Origin of the sequence: Methylovorus mays (assembly GCF_020531915.1) — a bacterium.
Lineage (GTDB): Bacteria > Pseudomonadota > Gammaproteobacteria > Burkholderiales > Methylophilaceae > Methylovorus > Methylovorus mays.
On the sequence record NZ_JAJAVG010000004.1, the window covers coordinates 140,558 to 159,022 of the forward strand.

At 55.3% G+C, this 18,465-nt stretch carries 18 protein-coding genes; 11 read left to right on the plus strand and 7 right to left on the minus strand.

Features of this window, described 5'->3' with window-relative positions:
- The first annotated feature begins 17 nt into the window (after window positions 1-17).
- From serC to LG203_RS02990, 11 genes are all read left to right on the plus strand, one after another.
- A complete protein-coding gene (serC, locus tag LG203_RS02940; protein WP_230344423.1) occupies window positions 18-1,100 on the plus strand; it encodes a 3-phosphoserine/phosphohydroxythreonine transaminase in 1,083 nt (360 codons plus the stop codon).
- A gap of 9 nt (window positions 1,101-1,109) precedes the next feature.
- Window positions 1,110-2,186: a prephenate dehydratase gene (pheA, locus tag LG203_RS02945; protein ID WP_230344424.1), complete on the plus strand. Its 1,077-nt coding sequence runs from the start codon at window positions 1,110-1,112 to the stop codon at window positions 2,184-2,186.
- A 32-nt stretch (window positions 2,187-2,218) separates the two neighbouring features.
- Entirely contained in the window at window positions 2,219-3,385 is a 1,167-nt protein-coding gene (locus tag LG203_RS02950; RefSeq protein ID WP_230344425.1) for a GGDEF domain-containing protein, read from the plus strand.
- A gap of 85 nt (window positions 3,386-3,470) precedes the next feature.
- Window positions 3,471-4,565 (plus strand): histidinol-phosphate transaminase, encoded by a 1,095-nt coding sequence (hisC, locus tag LG203_RS02955; protein WP_230345021.1) that lies wholly within the window; start codon window positions 3,471-3,473, stop codon window positions 4,563-4,565.
- Window positions 4,566-4,597: 32 nt separating this feature from the next.
- Window positions 4,598-5,617, plus strand: coding sequence for a 3-deoxy-7-phosphoheptulonate synthase (gene aroF, locus LG203_RS02960; protein ID WP_230344426.1), 1,020 nt, complete (start codon window positions 4,598-4,600; stop codon window positions 5,615-5,617).
- A gap of 187 nt (window positions 5,618-5,804) precedes the next feature.
- Window positions 5,805-5,876: a pyrroloquinoline quinone precursor peptide PqqA gene (gene pqqA, locus LG203_RS02965; RefSeq protein WP_013440845.1), complete on the plus strand. Its 72-nt coding sequence runs from the start codon at window positions 5,805-5,807 to the stop codon at window positions 5,874-5,876.
- Window positions 5,877-6,038: 162 nt separating this feature from the next.
- Window positions 6,039-6,956, plus strand: a complete 918-nt coding sequence (gene pqqB, locus LG203_RS02970) for a pyrroloquinoline quinone biosynthesis protein PqqB (RefSeq protein WP_230344427.1) — start codon at window positions 6,039-6,041, stop codon at window positions 6,954-6,956.
- A gap of 40 nt (window positions 6,957-6,996) precedes the next feature.
- Window positions 6,997-7,728: a pyrroloquinoline-quinone synthase PqqC gene (gene pqqC / locus LG203_RS02975; RefSeq protein WP_013442369.1), complete on the plus strand. Its 732-nt coding sequence runs from the start codon at window positions 6,997-6,999 to the stop codon at window positions 7,726-7,728.
- A complete protein-coding gene (gene pqqD / locus LG203_RS02980) occupies window positions 7,703-7,987 on the plus strand; it encodes a pyrroloquinoline quinone biosynthesis peptide chaperone PqqD (protein ID WP_230344428.1) in 285 nt (94 codons plus the stop codon). The genes pqqC and pqqD overlap by 26 nt, the downstream gene beginning before the upstream one ends.
- Window positions 7,988-8,035: 48 nt before the next feature.
- Window positions 8,036-9,223, plus strand: a complete 1,188-nt coding sequence (gene pqqE / locus LG203_RS02985) for a pyrroloquinoline quinone biosynthesis protein PqqE (RefSeq protein WP_015830203.1) — start codon at window positions 8,036-8,038, stop codon at window positions 9,221-9,223.
- A 121-nt stretch (window positions 9,224-9,344) separates the two neighbouring features.
- Window positions 9,345-10,553 carry a multidrug effflux MFS transporter gene (locus LG203_RS02990; protein WP_230344429.1) on the plus strand — a complete coding sequence of 403 codons (1,209 nt, stop codon included), beginning with the start codon at window positions 9,345-9,347 and terminating at the stop codon, window positions 10,551-10,553.
- Window positions 10,554-10,646: 93 nt separating this feature from the next.
- On the opposite strand, the gene recQ is transcribed toward LG203_RS02990, so the two are convergent.
- The 7 genes from recQ to LG203_RS03025 all read right to left on the minus strand — a co-directional run bounded on the left by recQ (window position 10,647) and on the right by LG203_RS03025 (window position 18,461).
- Window positions 10,647-12,476 (minus strand): DNA helicase RecQ, encoded by a 1,830-nt coding sequence (recQ, locus tag LG203_RS02995; RefSeq protein WP_230344430.1) that lies wholly within the window; start codon window positions 12,474-12,476, stop codon window positions 10,647-10,649.
- 175 nt (window positions 12,477-12,651) lie between these two features.
- Window positions 12,652-12,975 (minus strand): ferredoxin FdxA, encoded by a 324-nt coding sequence (gene fdxA, locus LG203_RS03000; RefSeq protein ID WP_230344431.1) that lies wholly within the window; start codon window positions 12,973-12,975, stop codon window positions 12,652-12,654.
- Between the two features lie 111 nt (window positions 12,976-13,086).
- Window positions 13,087-14,385 carry a sulfate adenylyltransferase subunit CysN gene (cysN, locus tag LG203_RS03005; RefSeq protein ID WP_328486403.1) on the minus strand — a complete coding sequence of 433 codons (1,299 nt, stop codon included), beginning with the start codon at window positions 14,383-14,385 and terminating at the stop codon, window positions 13,087-13,089.
- A gap of 72 nt (window positions 14,386-14,457) precedes the next feature.
- Window positions 14,458-15,393: a sulfate adenylyltransferase subunit CysD gene (gene cysD, locus LG203_RS03010; protein WP_230344433.1), complete on the minus strand. Its 936-nt coding sequence runs from the start codon at window positions 15,391-15,393 to the stop codon at window positions 14,458-14,460.
- A gap of 17 nt (window positions 15,394-15,410) precedes the next feature.
- The gene (locus LG203_RS03015; RefSeq protein WP_230344434.1) at window positions 15,411-16,181 is read right to left on the minus strand and encodes a phosphoadenylyl-sulfate reductase; all 771 of its coding nucleotides are present in this window, start codon (window positions 16,179-16,181) and stop codon (window positions 15,411-15,413) included.
- Window positions 16,178-16,798 (minus strand): DUF934 domain-containing protein, encoded by a 621-nt coding sequence (locus tag LG203_RS03020; protein WP_230344435.1) that lies wholly within the window; start codon window positions 16,796-16,798, stop codon window positions 16,178-16,180. The genes LG203_RS03015 and LG203_RS03020 overlap by 4 nt, the downstream gene beginning before the upstream one ends.
- The gene (locus LG203_RS03025; protein WP_230344436.1) at window positions 16,791-18,461 is read right to left on the minus strand and encodes a nitrite/sulfite reductase; all 1,671 of its coding nucleotides are present in this window, start codon (window positions 18,459-18,461) and stop codon (window positions 16,791-16,793) included. Before LG203_RS03025 ends, LG203_RS03020 begins: the two co-directional genes overlap by 8 nt.
- Between the last annotated feature and the right edge of the window lie 4 nt (window positions 18,462-18,465).

Consider the following 18,465-nt stretch of genomic DNA (forward strand, 5'->3'; position numbering starts at 1 on the left):
AAAACTGGGGGCGGGGAATGACGCAGATCTATAATTTTTCGGCAGGGCCTGCGGTATTGCCCAAGGAGGTGCTGCAGCAGGCCGCAGCTGAAATGCTGGACTGGCACGGCTCCGGCATGTCCGTCATGGAAATGTCGCACCGCGGCAAGGAATTCATGTCCATCGCGGCGGAAGCGGAAGCGGATTTACGTGAATTGCTCGCCATTCCTGCCAATTACAAGGTACTGTTTTTGCAGGGCGGGGCACATGCGCAGTTTTCCATGATCCCGCTCAATCTGCTGAAGAACAAGAAAGCGGCAGACTACATTGACACTGGCATCTGGTCGCAAAAAGCCATTGCCGAAGCGCGCAAGTATTGCGAGGTCAATGTGGCAGCCTCTTCGGCTGACCGCCATTACACGTATGCGCCCGAGCAGAGTGTATGGAAGCTGAATCCTGATGCAGCTTATGTGCATTACACCTCCAATGAAACCATTGGTGGGGTTGAGATATTCTGGACGCCTGATACCGGACATGTGCCCTTGGTCTGCGATATGTCGTCTCATATTCTTTCCCGCCCGATTGATGTCAGCCGCTATGGCCTGATCTATGCCGGTGCACAAAAAAACATCGGGCCTGCCGGATTGACCATTGTGATCGTCCGCGAAGATCTGATTGGCGAGACCTTGCCAGGCACGCCCACGATGTTGGACTACAAGATTCACGCCGATAATGACTCCATGTACAACACGCCTCCTACCTATGGCATCTACATAGCGGGTCTGGTGTTCAAATGGCTGAAAGCCAATGGCGGCCTGACTGCCATGGAAGAGCGGAATATCCGCAAGGCTGCCATGCTGTACGATTACATTGCCGAATCCAGCCTGTATGTTTCACCCATTGCGCCTGACAACCGCTCGCGCATGAACGTGCCATTCACTCTGCGCAATACAGCCCTGGATGCGGAGTTTCTCAAGCAGGCACAGCAGCGCGGCTTGTTGCAGCTGAAAGGCCATAAGCTCGTCGGTGGCATGCGAGCATCGATATACAACGCCATGCCTATCGAAGGCGTGCAGGCGTTGGTAAGTTTTATGCAGGAATTTGAGCGTGCGCAAGGCTAGGAAATATTCATGAGCGACCAACTCAAACAATGTCGTGACCAGATTGATGCCATTGATCTCCAGTTGTTGGAGCTGGTCAATGCCCGTGCGCGTCTGGCACGTGAAATCGGTACCCTGAAAAATGGCGGTCCCATCTATCGCCCAGAACGTGAAGCGCAGGTGTTGCGCCGTTTGCTGGATGCCAATCAGGGACCGTTATCTGCTGAAGCCGTGACTGCCATTTTTCGGGGTGTCATGTCCAATTGCCGTGCGCTGGAAAAAGAGCTCACCGTCGCTTTTCTGGGGCCGGTAGGCACCTTCAGTGAAGAGGCAGCCAACAAGCAGTTTGGTGGCCTGACATCGCCCATGGAGTGTGTTTCGATTGATGAAGTCTTCCGCATGGTGGAGTCTGGGGCAGCAGATTATGGGGTCGTGCCGGTAGAAAACTCGACCGAAGGCGCGGTTGGCCGCACACTGGATCTACTGATGGCGACCAGTCTGCATATTTGTGGTGAGATTGAGCTGCCTGTGCATCACAATCTGCTGTCAACGGCGGCTGACCTCAATGATATCAAGATCGTTTATTCCCACGCGCAATCGCTGGGACAATGCCATGAGTGGCTGAACCGGTATTTGCCGCATGCTGAGCGCCAGGCCGTTGTCAGCAATGCCGAGGCTGCACGTCTCGCCAAACATGCATCCGCAGGCCAAGGTGTCGCGGCGATTGCCAGCAAGCGTGCTGCCGAGCTGTTTGATTTACAAGTGCTTGCCGCCAGCATCGAAGATGATCCACGCAATACCACGCGGTTTCTTATTCTTGCCAATCACGATGTCGCCCCGTCTGGTCAGGACAAGACCTCACTCGTGATTGCCGCCAAAAACGTTCCAGGTGCGGTGGTTTCCTTGCTGGCCCCTCTTGCCGAGTATCAGGTCAGCATGACCAAATTTGAATCCCGCCCTTCGAAAATCGGCATGTGGGAGTATGTGTTTTTTGTCGATGTTGAAGGGCACCATCTCGATGCTTCAGTGTCACAAGCCTTGGAAGAGCTTAAAAAGCGGGCATCCATGCTCAAGGTATTAGGTTCTTATCCCGTTGCAGTTATATGATGTAATCATCAACTAAACACGATTCGAGGCCTATGCTTATCAGTCGAGACATTTTGCGATCTGCAAGCCTGCACCCGTGGTCCCTTAGTTTCATCAACAAACGGCTTGAAACGCTCTATCTGCATTACCTGATGCCCTCGGTCAAAGGCCAGGCGCGCATGGGCTTGCTGCTTGGCGCGGTCATGTACGGCTTGTATGGCTTTCTGGATGTGCTGTTTGTCACGCCAGAGGCCGTGATCAAGGTCTGGTATGTGCGCACCATGGTGCTCATGATCGGGTTTGCCGTGTTTGCCATCAGCTTCACCAAAAAATTCACCCGTTATCACCAGCAGTTAATTGGCATCACCGGCTTGTTTGCGGGCATCGGGTTGTTTGCCAAGATGAGTTATCTGCCGCCAGATGCCATCAATTTTTACTATGCCGGCCTCATTATCATCACCTTCTGGTGCCATACCTTTTCCGGCTTGCGTTTTGTGTATGCCACGGGTGTTTCTGTCCTGCTGCTGCTGATTTTCAATCTGCTGTTCTGGGGCTTGCGTGACATGCCAAACCTGGATATGACCAGTTATGATTTTTTCATCATCTCGGCGAATATCATTGGTGCCTTTGCCAGCTACATGAATGAAAAGCAAAGTCGTCAACTTTTCCTGCGCGAAAAAGAGTTGGATAACGAACGTTATCTGCAGCAGGAGCGCGCCCTGCACGACCGGCTGACGGGCCTGCCCAATCGTGAGCTGCTACACGATCGCATCGAGCAGGCCATCCACTACGCTTCGCGTAACAGCCAGGTATGCGCCGGATTATTCATAGACCTGGATAAATTCAAGCCGATCAACGACACCTATGGACATGCCGTAGGCGATATGGTGTTGAAAGAGGTGTCGGCGCGCTTCAAGAATGTCATGCGCGAGGCCGATACCTTGGCAAGACTAGGTGGGGACGAATTTTTCGTGCTCGCCAAGGATATCCAGACCCAGGAGGAGGCGGAGGCTTTTGCCCATAAGTTGTTGCAGCAGTTGCGCATACCGCTCACCTCCATCAATGCATTCAATAGCAATTCAGTGTCTGCCAGTATCGGTATCTGCATGTTCCCGTACCCACATGCCACGGCGATTGATGTGGTGCGCCGTGCTGACCAGGCCATGTATCATGTCAAACGCATGAGCAAGGATGGCATTGCGGTAGCTGCCATGGATTAAGACTGGCCCGCTAACGGCATGCAAGTAGCGGCCTGGCCGCTTTTTATTTTTTTGACCTAACAGCAAGAGGTTTATCGTGACTAGAATGTGCGATCTCGCACCCGCTTATATCCGCTCCATTGCCCCTTACCAGCCAGGAAAACCGATCAGTGATCTGGCACGGGAAATGGGTTTGCAGCCTGAAAACATCATCAAGCTTGCCTCCAATGAAAATCCTTTAGGTGTAGGTTCCAAGGCCCGCATGGCCATAGAGGAAGCCTTGCATGATATTGCCCGCTATCCAGATGGCAACAGTTTCGCGTTGCGCGATGCTGTTTGTAGCAAATTTGCGGTCAAGCCTGACCAACTGGTCTTCGGTAATGGTTCCAACGACATTCTGGAATTGGCTGCGCGGGCTTTTCTGCATGCCGGAACAGAGGCTGTGTATTCACAGCATGCCTTCGCGGTCTATGCTCTGGTGACCCAGGCAGTAGGAGCAAAAGGCGTTACGGTTCCTGCAGTGAATTTTGGTCACGATCTTACTGCGATGCGGGCAGCTGTGACACCTCGTACCCGCATGGTGTTCATTGCCAATCCGAATAACCCCACAGGTACGTTACTGGGCAAGCAGGCGCTGCATGACTTTATCGCCAGTTTGCCACGCGAGGTATTGGTGGTGCTGGATGAGGCATATGATGAGTACCTTGCGCTTGATCACAAATCGGAAGCCATCAACTGGTTGGGCAAGTTTGAGAACCTGATTATTTCGCGTACCTTTTCCAAGGCCTATGGCCTGGCCGGGTTGCGCATCGGTTTTGGCATGGCCTCGCCGGATGTGGCTGACATGATGAATCGCGTGCGCCAGCCATTTAATGTGAACAGTATTGCTCAGGCTGCTGCTGTGGCGGCGCTGGATGATGAGGAGTTTGTCCTGCGCAGCTTTGCCCTCAATCAGGCCGGCATGGCGCAAATCACTCAGGGGCTGCATGCCCTGGGCCTAGAGTACATTCCATCGCATGGCAACTTTGTCAGCTTCAAGATTGCCGAGGCTGGCAAGGTCTATCAGCAGCTATTGCAGCAAGGGGTGATCGTACGTCCGATCGCGGCGTACGAAATGCCGGATTACCTGCGCGTCAGTATCGGTCTGTTTGACGAGAATGCCCGCTTCTTGCAAGTACTGGAGTCCATCTGCCGTGGCTGATCGCCAAAGAGTGACGTCATGAGGAAAGCACGATGATTATTGTCATGCACCGGGAGGCGAGTGATCGCGATGTGGCCGCCATTGTGGCACGCATTGAAGAGCAGGGGCTGGGGGTGAATGTATCCCGCGGCACCGAGCGTACCGTGATTGGCGCGATTGGTGATGAGCGCAAGCTGGATCAGGTCATGTTTGAGACCATGGCTGGCGTTGAGCAGGCACTGCATATTCTCAAGCCTTATAAAATCGTGGCGCGGGAGTGGCATCCTGAGGACACCGTCATCCATATCCGTGGGATTCCGCTAGGTGGCTCGCAAGTGCAAGTTATTGCGGGCCCTTGCTCGGTGGAAACGCCTGAACAGATGGCGGCATCTGCCAGCGCAGTGAAAGCGGCCGGCGTGCGATTGATGCGCGGCGGCGCATTCAAACCCCGTACCAGTCCTTATACCTTTCAAGGCACGGGGGTGGAAGGGCTGGAGATGTTCCGACAGGCGGCAGATGCCGAGAATCTGCCTATCGTGACCGAGCTTATGGATGTGCGGCAATTGCCTATGTTCATGGACTATGGCGTGGATGTGATACAGATCGGTACGCGCAATATGCAGAATTTTGATCTACTGAAAGAGGTGGGGCGCATTAACGTGCCGGTCATCCTCAAGCGTGGCATGTCGGCCACCATCAGCGAATGGTTGATGGCCGCTGAATATATTGCCGCCGGTGGCAATCACAATATTATTTTCTGCGAGCGCGGCATACGCACCTTTGAAACGGCCTACCGCAATGTGCTGGATGTGACAGCGATTCCCGTGCTTAAAAAGGAAACCCATTTGCCGGTGATTGTGGACCCATCACATGCCGGCGGCAAAGCCTGGATGGTGCCCGCCTTGTCGCGGGCGGCCGTGGCGGCCGGGGCCGATGGCTTGCTGGTCGAAATGCACCCCAGCCCCTGCGATGCCTGGTGCGATGCTGATCAGGCGCTGAACCCGCAAGAGTTGCAAACGCTGATGGGCGAGTTGCGGGGCATTGCCGGAATCCTGGGACGCAGCATCGCCTGAATACCGCATGAATAGTCGCGTTGCGCGCATTTTCGGTACCAGACTTCATGATTATCATGAGCATGCTTTGGTTGTTTTTGCCCTGTTGCCTTGAGTAAGGGAGATGCACAATGACTACACATCAACGCAAGCCAAGCAACATGCGGTTGATGCCAGTGTTTCAAACCCATAATTAAGGAGAATCAACATGTGGACCAAACCAGAAGCTACTGAAATGCGTTTCGGCTTTGAAGTAACCATGTACGTTTGCAATCGCTAATTCGATTGCTTGCAGGTTACGCAAGACGGGCCGGGATTCCGGCCCGACTTGTACTGAATGATGCCTGAGTGCTGTTTTGTGAGAGTATTCAGGCATCATCCAACGGGGATCTGGAAATTAAAACAAAGACCCCGCATCCAGTTTTGAGAGAGAAGAACAAGCATGCAAATTCATGTACTAGGCGCTGGCGCTGGCGGCGGCTTTCCGCAGTGGAACTGCAACTGTCCCAATTGTGATGGCTTGCGCAAAGGCACGATCAAGGCCAAACGTCGTACCCAATCTTCCATCTGCGTGAGTGGCGATGGCATCAACTGGGTATTGTTCAATACCTCTCCCGATATTCTGCAGCAAATCCAGGAATTCCCGCCTTTACAGCCCGCCCGCGCGATTCGCGACAGCGGTATTGTGGGCATTGTGCTGATCGACGCCCAGATCGATCACACCACTGGTCTGCTGATGTTGCGCGAGGGCCAGGTGAAGCGTGAAATCTGGTGTACCGACATGGTGTATCAGGATCTGACCACGGGTAATCCCTTGTTGAATATCCTGGGGCATTATTGCGGCGTCAATCATCATCCAATTGCGGTGGATGGACAAACGACCTTTGAAATCCCCGGCGCTGCCAACCTGCGCTTTACGGCCGTTGCCCTCAAAAGCGCGGCGCCACCGTATTCGCCGCATCGTAATGATCCACACCCAGGTGACACCATAGGCGTGCTGATCGAAGACACCAATACTGGCAAGAAGTGCTGGTATTCCCCGGGCTTGGGCGAGATTGAGCCACACCTGCCACCCTTGCTGGAGCAGGCAGACTGCATCATGGTGGATGGCACATTCTGGACCAATACCGAAATGATCGACATGGGCCTAATGACCAAGACAGCCCGCAGCATCGGCCACCTGCCACAGTCAGGCGAGGGTGGCATGATGGAAGCCTTGTCTCCCTACAAGAAAGCCCGCAAGGTGCTGATTCACATCAACAATACCAACCCGATTCTGCGGGAGGACTCCGCCGAGCGGGCCGAGCTGGAACGTCATGGCATTGAAGTTGCCTATGACGGTATGGATATCGTTTTATAAAACCCAGATTATAAAAATACCAAGATAGACGGAGATCATCATGAGTGCACCATGGAGTCGTGAAGAGTTTGAGGAAAAGCTGCGTGAGAAGGGCAAGGGTTACCATATCTATCATCCCTTCCACGTGATGATGTATGAGGGCAAGCTCACCCGCGAGCAGCTGCAATGCTGGGTGGCTAACCGCTTTTATTACCAGATCGGTATTCCGCAAAAAGACGCGGCCATCATGTCCAACTGCCCGGACAAGGAAATCCGCAAAGGCTGGATACAGCGCATTATCGACCATGATGGTGATGGCACTGCCGAAGGCGGTATTGAAGCCTGGATCAAGCTGGGCGAGGCCGTTGGCCTGACGCGTGAGGATGTGACTTCGCTGCGATTGGTCAGTCCTGGCGTCCGTTTTGCCGTGGATGCCTATATCAATTTTGCCCGTCAGCGTCCATGGCAGGAGTCGGTGTGTTCGTCACTGACCGAGCTGTTTGCGCCGCACATTCACCAGCAACGCATCAGTTCCTGGCCCAGCATGTATCCCTGGGTAAAGGAAGAAGGCCTGATTTATTTCAAGAAGCGTCTGACCGAAGCCCGCCGCGATGTGGAGCAGGGTTTGGCGGTGACGCTGGACTACTTCAGCCAGAGCCGTGAAATGCAGGAAAAGGCGCTGGATATTCTCCAATTCAAGCTGGACGTGCTGTGGGTCATTGCTGACGCCATCATGCTGGCCTCTACCGATATTAAGGTTGAAGATCGTGACTACCTCCGTCAACCCCGCTGATATTTACAGTCTGGCCCGCCACTACCGCTTTCAGTGGGAAGAGGCGCAGCAATGCTATGTGCTGTTGTTCCCCGAAGGCATGATCAAGCTTAATGGCGGCGCCGGTGAAGTGATCAAACGGGTGGATGGCAATAAAACCGTTGCGGATATTGTCACCGAGCTGCAACAGGCTTTCCCGGATGCCACGGATATTGAGGCTGACATTCTCGCCATGCTCCAGCTGGCGCTTGAAAAAGCCTGGCTGGAAAAACGCAACTAATGTTTAAAAACTTAAGGTTGCAAAACTAAGGTTGCAAGGAGCGTCATCATGACTACTACAGGCAATAACGGCGTCGCCGCCTCCAAAACCAACACCCAGCCCCTGTGGCTGCTGGCCGAAGTCACTTATCGCTGCCCGCTGCATTGCGCGTTTTGCTATAACCCGACCGATTACGACAAGCACACCCAGAATGAGCTGACCACCGAACAGTGGATACAGGCCCTGCGCGATGCGCGCAAAATGGGGGCGCTGCAGCTGGGTATCTCCGGCGGCGAGCCGCTGTTGCGTGATGATATTGAAGACATCGTGCGCGAAGCGCGCCAGCTGGGCTATTACAGCAACCTGATCACCTCCGGTGTAGGCCTCACGGAAAAACGCATACAGGAATTCAAAGAAGGCGGGCTGGATCATATCCAGCTCTCCATGCATGACATTACTGAAGAGATCAACAACTTCATTACCAACACCAAAACCTTTGAGCTGAAGAAAAAGGTAGCGGCCATGATCAAGGGCCATGGCTACCCCATGGTGCTGAATGTGGTGATCCATCGCTACAACATCGGCCATATCAAGGAAATTCTGGAGATGGCCGAGGCTCTGGGCGCGGATTATGTCGAGCTCGCCAATACGCAGTACTACGGCTGGTCGCTGATCAACCGTAGCCAGCTGATGCCGACCAAGGAACAGATTGATCATGCCGAGATGATCACCAATGAGTTCCGTCAAAAGGTCGGCAACAAGATGAAGATTTTCTTCGTGGTGCCGGATTACTTCTCGGATCGTCCCAAGAAATGCATGAACGGCTGGGGCGAGGTATTCATGATTGTGACCGCCAATGGCGATGTGCTGCCTTGCCATTCTGCCCGCGTATTGCCGGGCATGGCATTCCCCAATGTGCGTGAACATGGCTTGGAGTGGGCGTGGAAAGAGTCGCCGGCATTCAATAAATACCGTGGCGATGACTGGATGAAAGAGCCATGTCGCAGTTGCCCGGAAAAAGAAAAGGATCTGGGTGGCTGTCGATGCCAGGCCTTCCTGTTGTCAGGCGATGCAGAGAGCGCTGACCCGGTATGTACGCTGTCGCCCAATCACCATCTGATTGAAAAAGCGATTGAGGATGCCAAGAACCCGCAATTGCAGGCGCAGCCCATTGTCTTCCGCAATGACAAAAACTCGCGGCGTATTGCCGCTGGCGAAGCCCCCGAACTGGTCAAGGAGTTTCATGCCTTGCCATAACACCAGGGCGATCAGCAATTGGTAATCGCCTGTGTCAGCATAGTCAGTCAGAAAAGCGCGTTGCTCCCCAGCGCGCTTTTTTGTGCTCCATGGATGTCACACACCTCATATAATTACCCACATGCATAAAGCCTCCGCTCTTACCTTGTCATTCCTGCTGGCTGGCCTGGCTGCGCTGGCGCCATTCACCATTGATACCTACCTGCCAGCATTTCATACGCTGGCGCAGGATTTTCATACCGACAATCTGGCCATCCAGCAAAGTCTCACCGCCTATCTGTTGCCATATGCCTTGATGACACTCTGGCATGGCGCGATTTCAGATGCGATTGGTCGCTTGCGGACGATTTATATCGGGTTGGGCATCTTTACGCTGGCGTCCATCGGCTGCGCATTTGCCAGCAATGTAGAAACCCTGTGGTTCTTTCGGGTGATTCAGGGGCTATCCGCAGGCGCGGGCAATGTGGTGGCGCGGGCCATGGTGCGCGATCTGTTTGAAGGCGTGATGGCGCAGCGGGTGATGGCGCAACTGCAGATGATGTTTGGCCTGGCACCCGCGATAGCGCCCATCATGGGTGGCTGGCTGCTGGGGATACACTGGCAGGCTATTTTTGTGTTTCTGGCTTTGTATGCAGTGCTCGCCATGCTGTGTGTGCAGCGTTGGCTACCGGAAACCATGCCGCCCGAAAAGCGCCGTCCACTTTCGGCGCAGGCCGTTTGGCAGGGCTATGCCCAGGTATTTGGCGATAGGGAATATCTGAAACTGGTCGTCGCCGTGGGCGCCAATTTTGCGGGGTTTTTTGTGTATGTGCTGGCGGCACCGGTCTTTCTGGTCGAGCACCTTGGTCTTGGGCCGCAGCAGTTTGGCTGGATGTTCATCCCGACTGTTTGCGGCATGATGCTCGGCTCCTACCTGGCTCGCCACAGTGCCGGTCGCTATAGTGCGCACCACATCATTCACCTGGGATATGGCTGGATGGCGATGGCCGCCATATTGAATATGCTGGTGTGCTGGTTGCTGCCACCGCAGCCTTTATGGAATATCGCCCCCATTGTGCTCTATAACATAGGCTCTGCGTTGGTGTTGCCCAACCTGTCGATTGCCGCATTGGACCGCATGCCAAAATTGCGCGGCACCGCATCGTCTGGCCAGGCATTCATGCAGATGTTGCTGGCAACCGTCTCTGCCGGTTTGCTGATCCCCTTGCTCTGGCATCATCCCGCCGGATTGGCCTTGGGTATGGCGGGGTATTTGCTACTGGGGTTTCTGGTCACGCGCGCCAGCCTGGTGTGGTCTCCACCAGGCGATCCTGTCAGTCAGGCGAAGTAGTCAACAGTTCTCGCCAAGAGGTATCTGGCGTTTACACGAATGTAGCTAACGATCGACATGCCAATAACGGCGGAGGATAGGCGGTCCTGATACTCAGGCGTGGTCTTCCAATACTTTCAGGAAATCGTCGCCGTAGCGTGCCAGCTTGGCTTGCCCCACGCCGCCTATCTGGCCCAGCTCGGTCAGGCTCTGCGGTTTGCGGTTGAGAATTTCCAGCAAGGTGCTGTCATGGAAGATGACATAAGGCGGCACACCTTGCTCCTTGGCGAGTTCCATGCGTTTGGCACGCAGCGCTTGCCATAAGGGATCATCTTGCGCGCCTGCAAAGGCTTCCTTGGCACGGGAGCTGCGCTCGGCCTTACTCATGCGGTTGCCTGCAGGGGTCGGGTCCTGACGTTGCCAGACTTCACATTCACCGCGCAATACAGGGCGCGCTGCCTCGGTCAGGCGCAACCCCCCATAGGCCGCAATATCGACCTCAAGCAAACCGCTGGCTGCCAGTTGCCGGAATACGCTGCTCCATTGCGCCACGCTGTATTGCTTGCCTATGCCAAAGGTGCTGACTTGCTGATGGTTGAATCTCTCCACTTGCGGCGTCACTTTGCCGATCAGGATATCAATCAGATGCCCCGTGCCAAAGCGCTGCCCGGTGCGATACACGCAGGAGAGCGCCATGCGGGCGGCTTCGGTGGCATTCCAGGTCTCCGGCGGTGTCAGGCAGTTGTCGCACTGGGCGCAATCGCCAGGGTGGGCTTCGCCAAAGTAGCGCAATATGCCCTGATGGCGGCAGCCGGTGGCCTCGCAAAAGCCGAGCAGGGCATCCAGTTTCTGTCGCTCCACGCGTTTGCGTTCTTCTGGCGCATCGCCCGAGTCCAGCATTTGCCGCATCGAGACTACATCGCCCAGTCCATAGGCCATCCAGGCATTGGCTTGCAGGCCATCGCGCCCGGCGCGGCCGGTTTCCTGGTAATAGCTTTCCATGCTTTTCGGCAGGTCCAGATGCGCCACGAAGCGCACATTGGGTTTGTCTATGCCCATGCCAAAGGCGATGGTCGCCACCATGATGATGCCTTCTTCGCGCAGGAACTGGCGTTGATGCTTTTCTCGCGTCGCGGCATCAAGGCCAGCATGGTAAGGCAGGGCATTCCAACCGCGGCTTTGCAGCCAGGCGGCGGTTTCATCTACCTTGCGCCGCGACAGGCAATATACGATGCCAGCGTCGTTGGGGTGCTCGGTTTCAAGGAATTGCTCCAGCTGCTGGCGCGCATTGTTTTTCAGCACAATGCGGTAGCGAATATTCGGGCGGTCAAAGCTGGAGATGAACTGGCGGGCATGCTCAAGGTTAAGCCGCTCGATGATTTCGGCGCGGGTAGGGGCGTCCGCTGTGGCGGTGAGGGCTACCCGTGGCACATCGGGGAATCGCTCATGCAATATCGTGAGCTGGCGGTATTCCGGACGGAAATCATGCCCCCATTGCGAGACGCAGTGCGCTTCATCAATGGCAAACAGCGCAAGGCCGATGTGCGCCTGCACTTCGTCCAGCAATGAAAGAAAGCTGCTCAGCATCAGGCGTTCCGGCGCCACATACAGAATCTTGATGTCACCGGAAAGGATGCGTTGCTGCAGTTGATAGGCGGCATCTGCCTGCAGGCTGGAGTTGAGGAACGCAGCTTCCACGCCAAGCTGCTGCAATGCCTCGACCTGATTCTGCATGAGCGCGATCAGTGGCGAGACGACAATCGCCAGGCCAGGACGCAACAGCGCGGGAATCTGATAACACAGTGATTTCCCACCACCCGTGGGCATCAACACCAGCGCATCGCCACCTTGCGCCAGATGTTCAACGACGTCTTGCTGGGGGCCTCGGAACTGGTTGTAACCGAATATGCTTTCCAGCACCTCTTGGGCGTTGCGATGGCTCATGTGGGCGCTATCTATGATGTGGCGGGCGTCATGCGCGAGCGGGTAAGCGGTGAGGGCTTATGCATCACATGAGTGGTGACGGTTGCCCACGGCCGAGTGCCAAAAGCAAAAGCCCCAACAGGGGCTTGGCTTTTTTTGGCCATGACGGGCAAGGCCTTAAACATCCGGGCTAAAACTATTCGACCAGCAGATCGCGCTTGCCAGCTTTGCCGTTATTGGTGTCAGCGTCAGGCAGTGGATCCTTGCGGCCAGTAATGGTGGGCCAGATAGCGGACAGGCGTGCATTCAGGGCAATGAATTCCTGCTGGTCAGCAGGGACATCATCTTCTGCGTAAATCGCTTCAGCAGGGCACTCGGCAACACACAGGGTGCAATCAATGCATTCGTCAGGGTTGATTGCCAGAAAGTTGGGGCCCTCTACAAAGCAATCGACCGGGCAAACATCCACGCAATCGGTGTATTTGCATTGAATACAATTTTCAGTGACAACATAAGCCATTCAAACAATCCTCTCAAAATCCCGGCGCTTTTAGACAGACGCCATTATAGTCGATATAAAACGTTATTTTTATTGATAATGCTGATAAGGCAATTCCAGTGAATCGATAAGCTAGCCGGTGATCATGCCAGCGCCGACCGTGTTATTGGTCGACTCATCAATCACGATAAAAGCCCCGGTAGCGCGATTGCGGCTATAGGCATCCACCATCAGCGGCTGCGCCAGGCGGAAGCTAATGCGGGCGATATCGTTCATGGCCAGCCCTTGGGTGGGCAGCTCTTCCAGGGTATTCACGTCTACCTTGTAGGCGATCTCGCCGACCTTGGCTTTGGATTCGCGCGTAGTGTGGCGAATGATATAGGTGCGGGCAGCCGAGAGCGGGGTTTCCGACAGCCAGCAGACAAAGGCGTCGATCTGCTTGACGGGCTCAGGTGCGGCGCCTGTCTTTACGATCATGTCACCGCGGGAAATATCGATTTCATCTTCCAGCAGCAAGGTCACGGATTGCTCGGTAATGGCGGTTGGCAGCTGCTCGATACCCAGCTGGATGGCTTTCACCGTCGAGGTCTGCCCGGAGGGCAGGGCGGTGACGGCATCGCCCACGGCGATTTCACCGGACTCCACCTTGCCCATGAAGCCACGGAAGTCATGCAATTCCGGATCGTCGGAAGCATGCGGGCGGCAGACAAACTGCACAGGGAAGCGGAAGTCTTCTGATTGCTCTGAATGCGCGGCAGGCACGGATTCGAGCAAGTCGATCAGTGTTGGGCCGGTATACCAGTCCAGGCCTTCGCCACGGTCCACAATCATGTCACCATTGAGCGCAGATAGTGGGATGAAGGTGATGTCGTGCCCGGCGCGTTGCAGACCGATCTGCTCGGCAAATGCCAGGTAATCAGCGCGGATACGTTCAAACACGGCCTGATCATAATCCACCAGATCCATCTTGTTCACCGCGACCACGATGTGCGGAATGCCCACCAGATGCGCCAGGTAAGAGTGGCGACGGGTTTGCGTCAGCACGCCTTTGCGGGCATCAATCAGGATGATGGCCAGATTGGCCGTAGAAGCGGCAGTCACCATATTGCGGGTGTACTGTTCATGACCGGGAGCATCGGCAATAATGTATTTGCGGGTGCCGGTGCTGAAGTAGCGGTAGGCCACGTCTATGGTAATGCCTTGCTCGCGCTCGGCTTGCAGGCCATCCGTCAGCAGCGACAGGTCAACCGCACCCATGCCGCGTTTCTTCGAGGTTTTTTCCATCTGGGTGAGCGTGTCGGCCAGAATGGTTTTGGTGTCGAACAGCAGGCGACCAATCAGGGTGCTTTTGCCGTCATCTACACTGCCGCAAGTCATGAAGCGCAGCAAGGAGTCGTTATGTTGTGGTGTTGTCATGATGTCTACCGTCATTAATTCAGTGATCCGCTAACCAGCCCATATCGGGACAGTCTCTTGGGAATAGCGCAGGCTATTGCCGCCGGCCTAGAAGTAACCTTCCTTTTTGCGCTGCTCCATCGAGGCATCCGATGTCTGGTCATCCAGGCGGGTGGCGCCGCGCTCGGTGATGGTGGTGGTGGCGGTTTCCAGCACAATCTTGGAAACGTCGTCAGCATCACTGATCACAGGAGCCGTGCAGGTGATGTCGCCCACGGTTCTGAAACGCACCTGCATGCTGATCACTTCTTCGCCAGCCTTGGGCTGGTTGATGACTTCGCCCGTGGTCAATGGCACATTGACCGGGAAAATGGAGCCGTTGCGCATGACAACGTCACGCTGGTGGGCAAAGTAGATACTGGGCAGCTGCAGTTGCTCGCGTTCGATGTATTGCCAGACATCCATTTCCGTCCAGTTTGAAATGGGGAAGGCGCGAATGTTTTCACCCTTGTGGCTGCGGGCGTTGTACAGATTCCACAATTCGGGACGCTGGTTCTTGGGATCCCATTGGCCGAATTCATCGCGGAAACTCATGATGCGCTCTTTGGCACGGGCTTTTTCCTCGTCACGCCGGGCGCCGCCAATGCAGCAATCGAACCCGAACTCTTCAATGGCTTCCAGCAACGTCACCGATTGATGCTTGTTACGTGATTCATCCTCCGACTTCAGCACGACAGTGCCACGTTTCATGGAGTCTTCCACCGAGCGCACGATCAGGCGTTCGCCCAGTTCGGCAGCGCGCTGGTCACGGAAGTTGATGACTTCCTGGTAATTGTGGCCAGTATCAATATGCATGAGCGGGAAGGGGAAGCGGCCCGGGCGGAAGGCTTTCTCGGCCAGGCGCAAGATGCACAATGAATCCTTGCCGCCGGAGAACAGCAGCACCGGATTGGAGCATTGCCCGGCAACTTCGCGCAGGATGTGAATGGCTTCGGATTCCAGCCAGTCCAGATGACTCAGGGTTTTCTTGTTCAAGTTTGACATAGTAGTTTCAGTAAGAATTATTTCTTGACGTGCAGGCCGCATTCCTTGGAGGTTGGGTCTTCCCACCACCAGCGGCCAGCGCGGACATCTTCACCCAGGGCAACCGAGCGCGTGCAGGGTGCGCAGCCGATGCTGGGGTAGAACTGGTCATGCAGCTTGTTATAAGGTACCTCATGCAGGCGGATATAGGCCCACACTTCTTTTTCGGTCCAGTCGGTCAGCGGGTTGAATTTTTCCAGCTTGTTGCCTGCATCAAATTCGCGCAGTGGCAGATCGGTGCGGGTGGCGGATTGCTGCGCACGCATGCCGGTAATCCATGCTTTTTTGCCTTGCAGCGCGCGGCCCAGCGGCTCTACCTTGCGCATGTGGCAGCAGGCCTTGCGCAATTCAATGGATTCGTAAAAGGCATTCATGCCATTGGTCTGCACGTAACGCTCTACGGTTTCAAAACGTGGAAACAGGATCCTGAGCTTGGTGGCGTAAGTGCTTTCCACTTCCGCGATCAGGTCATAGGTTTCAACGGGCAGGCGGCCGGTATCCAGCGAGAAAATCTCGATAGGCAAATGCTCGCGCAGAATGATGTCGGTTAACACCATGTCTTCGGCGCCCATGCTGTTGGCAAACGTGACTTCGTGCTGATCACCAAACTCAGCCACCATCTGCTGCAATTGGCTAAGCAGTGCGGCACGCTTGGCAGCTACCGTGGCAGTCCGCTCATCGGTCAATGCAGGGCGAGTGGCGGGGTTGCTGGCCGCGACGCGCAGCACGGAAAATTCACCCCCGCTCATGGCTGTGAAGCCGGCTGCCGACTAACGCGACGCCATACTGGCTGCTTGTCGTCCACGGCGCCCTGATAAGGCTGGCTGAAGTCTTTCAGGCTGGCCAAGGCATCTTCTGCCGAACGATCAGCGCGAATCAGGTAGCTGTCAAAACCGCAGCGCTTGAGGAAGAACAGCTGGTCGCGCAGCACATCGCCAAACGCGCGCAGGGTGTTTTGGTAGCCATGACGGGTACGCAGCAGATTGCCAATGGAGAAAATGCGGCCATCGGCAAAACGCTCTACATGCACGGCAATCAATGGCAGCTGGTTGATATCGTCAAAGGCGCTGACAAGGTCTGCCAGCACTTCGTGCGTATCCAGCCAGATGGCCAGCTCACCCGCGGCCAGGCGCGATTCCAGCTCGCCCCGGCGGGCGATCCACAAGGAGAGGGGGGCCAGAATCTTGCCAGTGGCGGGAATGACAGTGGCGGCAATCTGCTCTTCGCTGTAGGTTTTTTCGCCGGTCAGCTTGAACAGCACGACTTTGCCTGCCTGCTTGCGCACGGTTTCCTCGCCCAACACGGGCAGTCTGACCAGATTCCATTCGTCTTCAACGATGGAGGTGCCGAGGATGAGATTAGACATGAGCGGCCTCCTTCTTGGCATAAACATGGGCTTTGAACGGTGCCACGCCGATACGGCGCACGGTATCGATAAAGCGTTCTTCTTCTGTACGCTCTTGCAGATAGACATCAATCAGGCGCTGCACGACGCCAGGCATTTCTTCGGCTGCAAACGATGGTCCAATGACGGTGCCAATGCTGGCGTCATTGCCTTGCTTGCCACCAATGGTGACCTGGTACCATTCGGAGCCATCCTTATCTACCCCCAGAATACCGATGTGGCCGATATGATGGTGACCGCATGCGTTCATGCATCCCGAGATATTGAGCTCGATATCGCCGATATCGTGCAGATAATCCAGGTTATCAAACTGCTGCTGAATGGCTTCTGCAATCGGAATGCTCTTGGCATTGGCCAGGGAGCAAAAATCGCCGCCTGGGCAGCAAATGATATCGGTCAGCAGCCCGATGTTAGGCGTGGCAAGGCCTGCAGCGCGGGCTTGCTCCCAGATGCTGAACAAGTCGGACAGCCTGACGTCGGCCAGAATCAGGTTTTGCTCATGCGATACACGCAATTCACCAAAACTGTATTTCTCGGCCAGATCGGCCACCACATGCATCTGCTCTGAGGTGGCATCACCGGGCGCGCGGCCATGCGGTTTCAGCGAGAGGGTGACCGCACGGTAGCCTGGCTGCTGATGTGCATGCACGCTGCGCTTTACCCAGGCAGCAAAAGCCGGGTTGCTGGCAATTGCGCTATCAAACGAAGCATCATGTGCGGGCAGTGTGTCGTATGGCATCTTGGTGAAATACTGTGCAACACGCTGCAGTTCGGCCTCGGTAATGGTGTTGGGGCTGTCTTTCAGGTAGGCCCATTCCGCTTCTACCTGCTTGCGGAACTCATCAATGCCCAGAGCCTTCACCAGAATCTTGATCCGCGCCTTGTAGGCGTTGTCACGACGGCCATGCAGGTTGTAGACGCGGATGATGGCTTCGCAATAGGTCAACACATGTTGCCATTCCAGATGCTCACGGATCACCGAGCCCAGAATAGGCGTACGGCCCAGGCCGCCACCGACCCATACCTTGATCGCCATCTTGTTGTCACTGTCGCGATAGAACTCCAGCCCGATATCGTGCGCCTGTACGATGGCGCGATCCTGCTTGGTGCCGGATACCGCAATCTTGAACTTGCGTGGCAAGAGGGCAAATTCGGGGTGGAATGTGCTCCATTGGCGCATGATTTCAGCCACGGCACGCGGATCGATGATTTCATCGGGCGCAATGCCAGCGAACTGATCAGTGGTGATGTTGCGGATGCAATTGCCGGACGTTTGAATCGCATGCATCTGTACTGTCGCCAGCTCGGCCAGAATATCCGGCACGTCTTCCAGCTTGGGCCAGTTCAGTTGCAAATTCTGGCGCGTGCTGAAGTGGCCATAGCCACGGTCGTAGCGTGCTGCAATATCGGCCAGCTTGTGCAGTTGGCGTGAGGACAGCATGCCGTAAGGCACGGCAATGCGCAGCATGGGTGCGTGACGCTGTATGTAGAGGCCATTCTGCAGGCGTAGCGGACGAAACTCTTCATCAGTGAGTTCACCGGCTAAGTAGCGGCGCGTCTGGTCGCGATACTGCGCGACACGTTCGTCTACGATGGCTTGGTCAATTTCGTCGTATTTATACATGTGA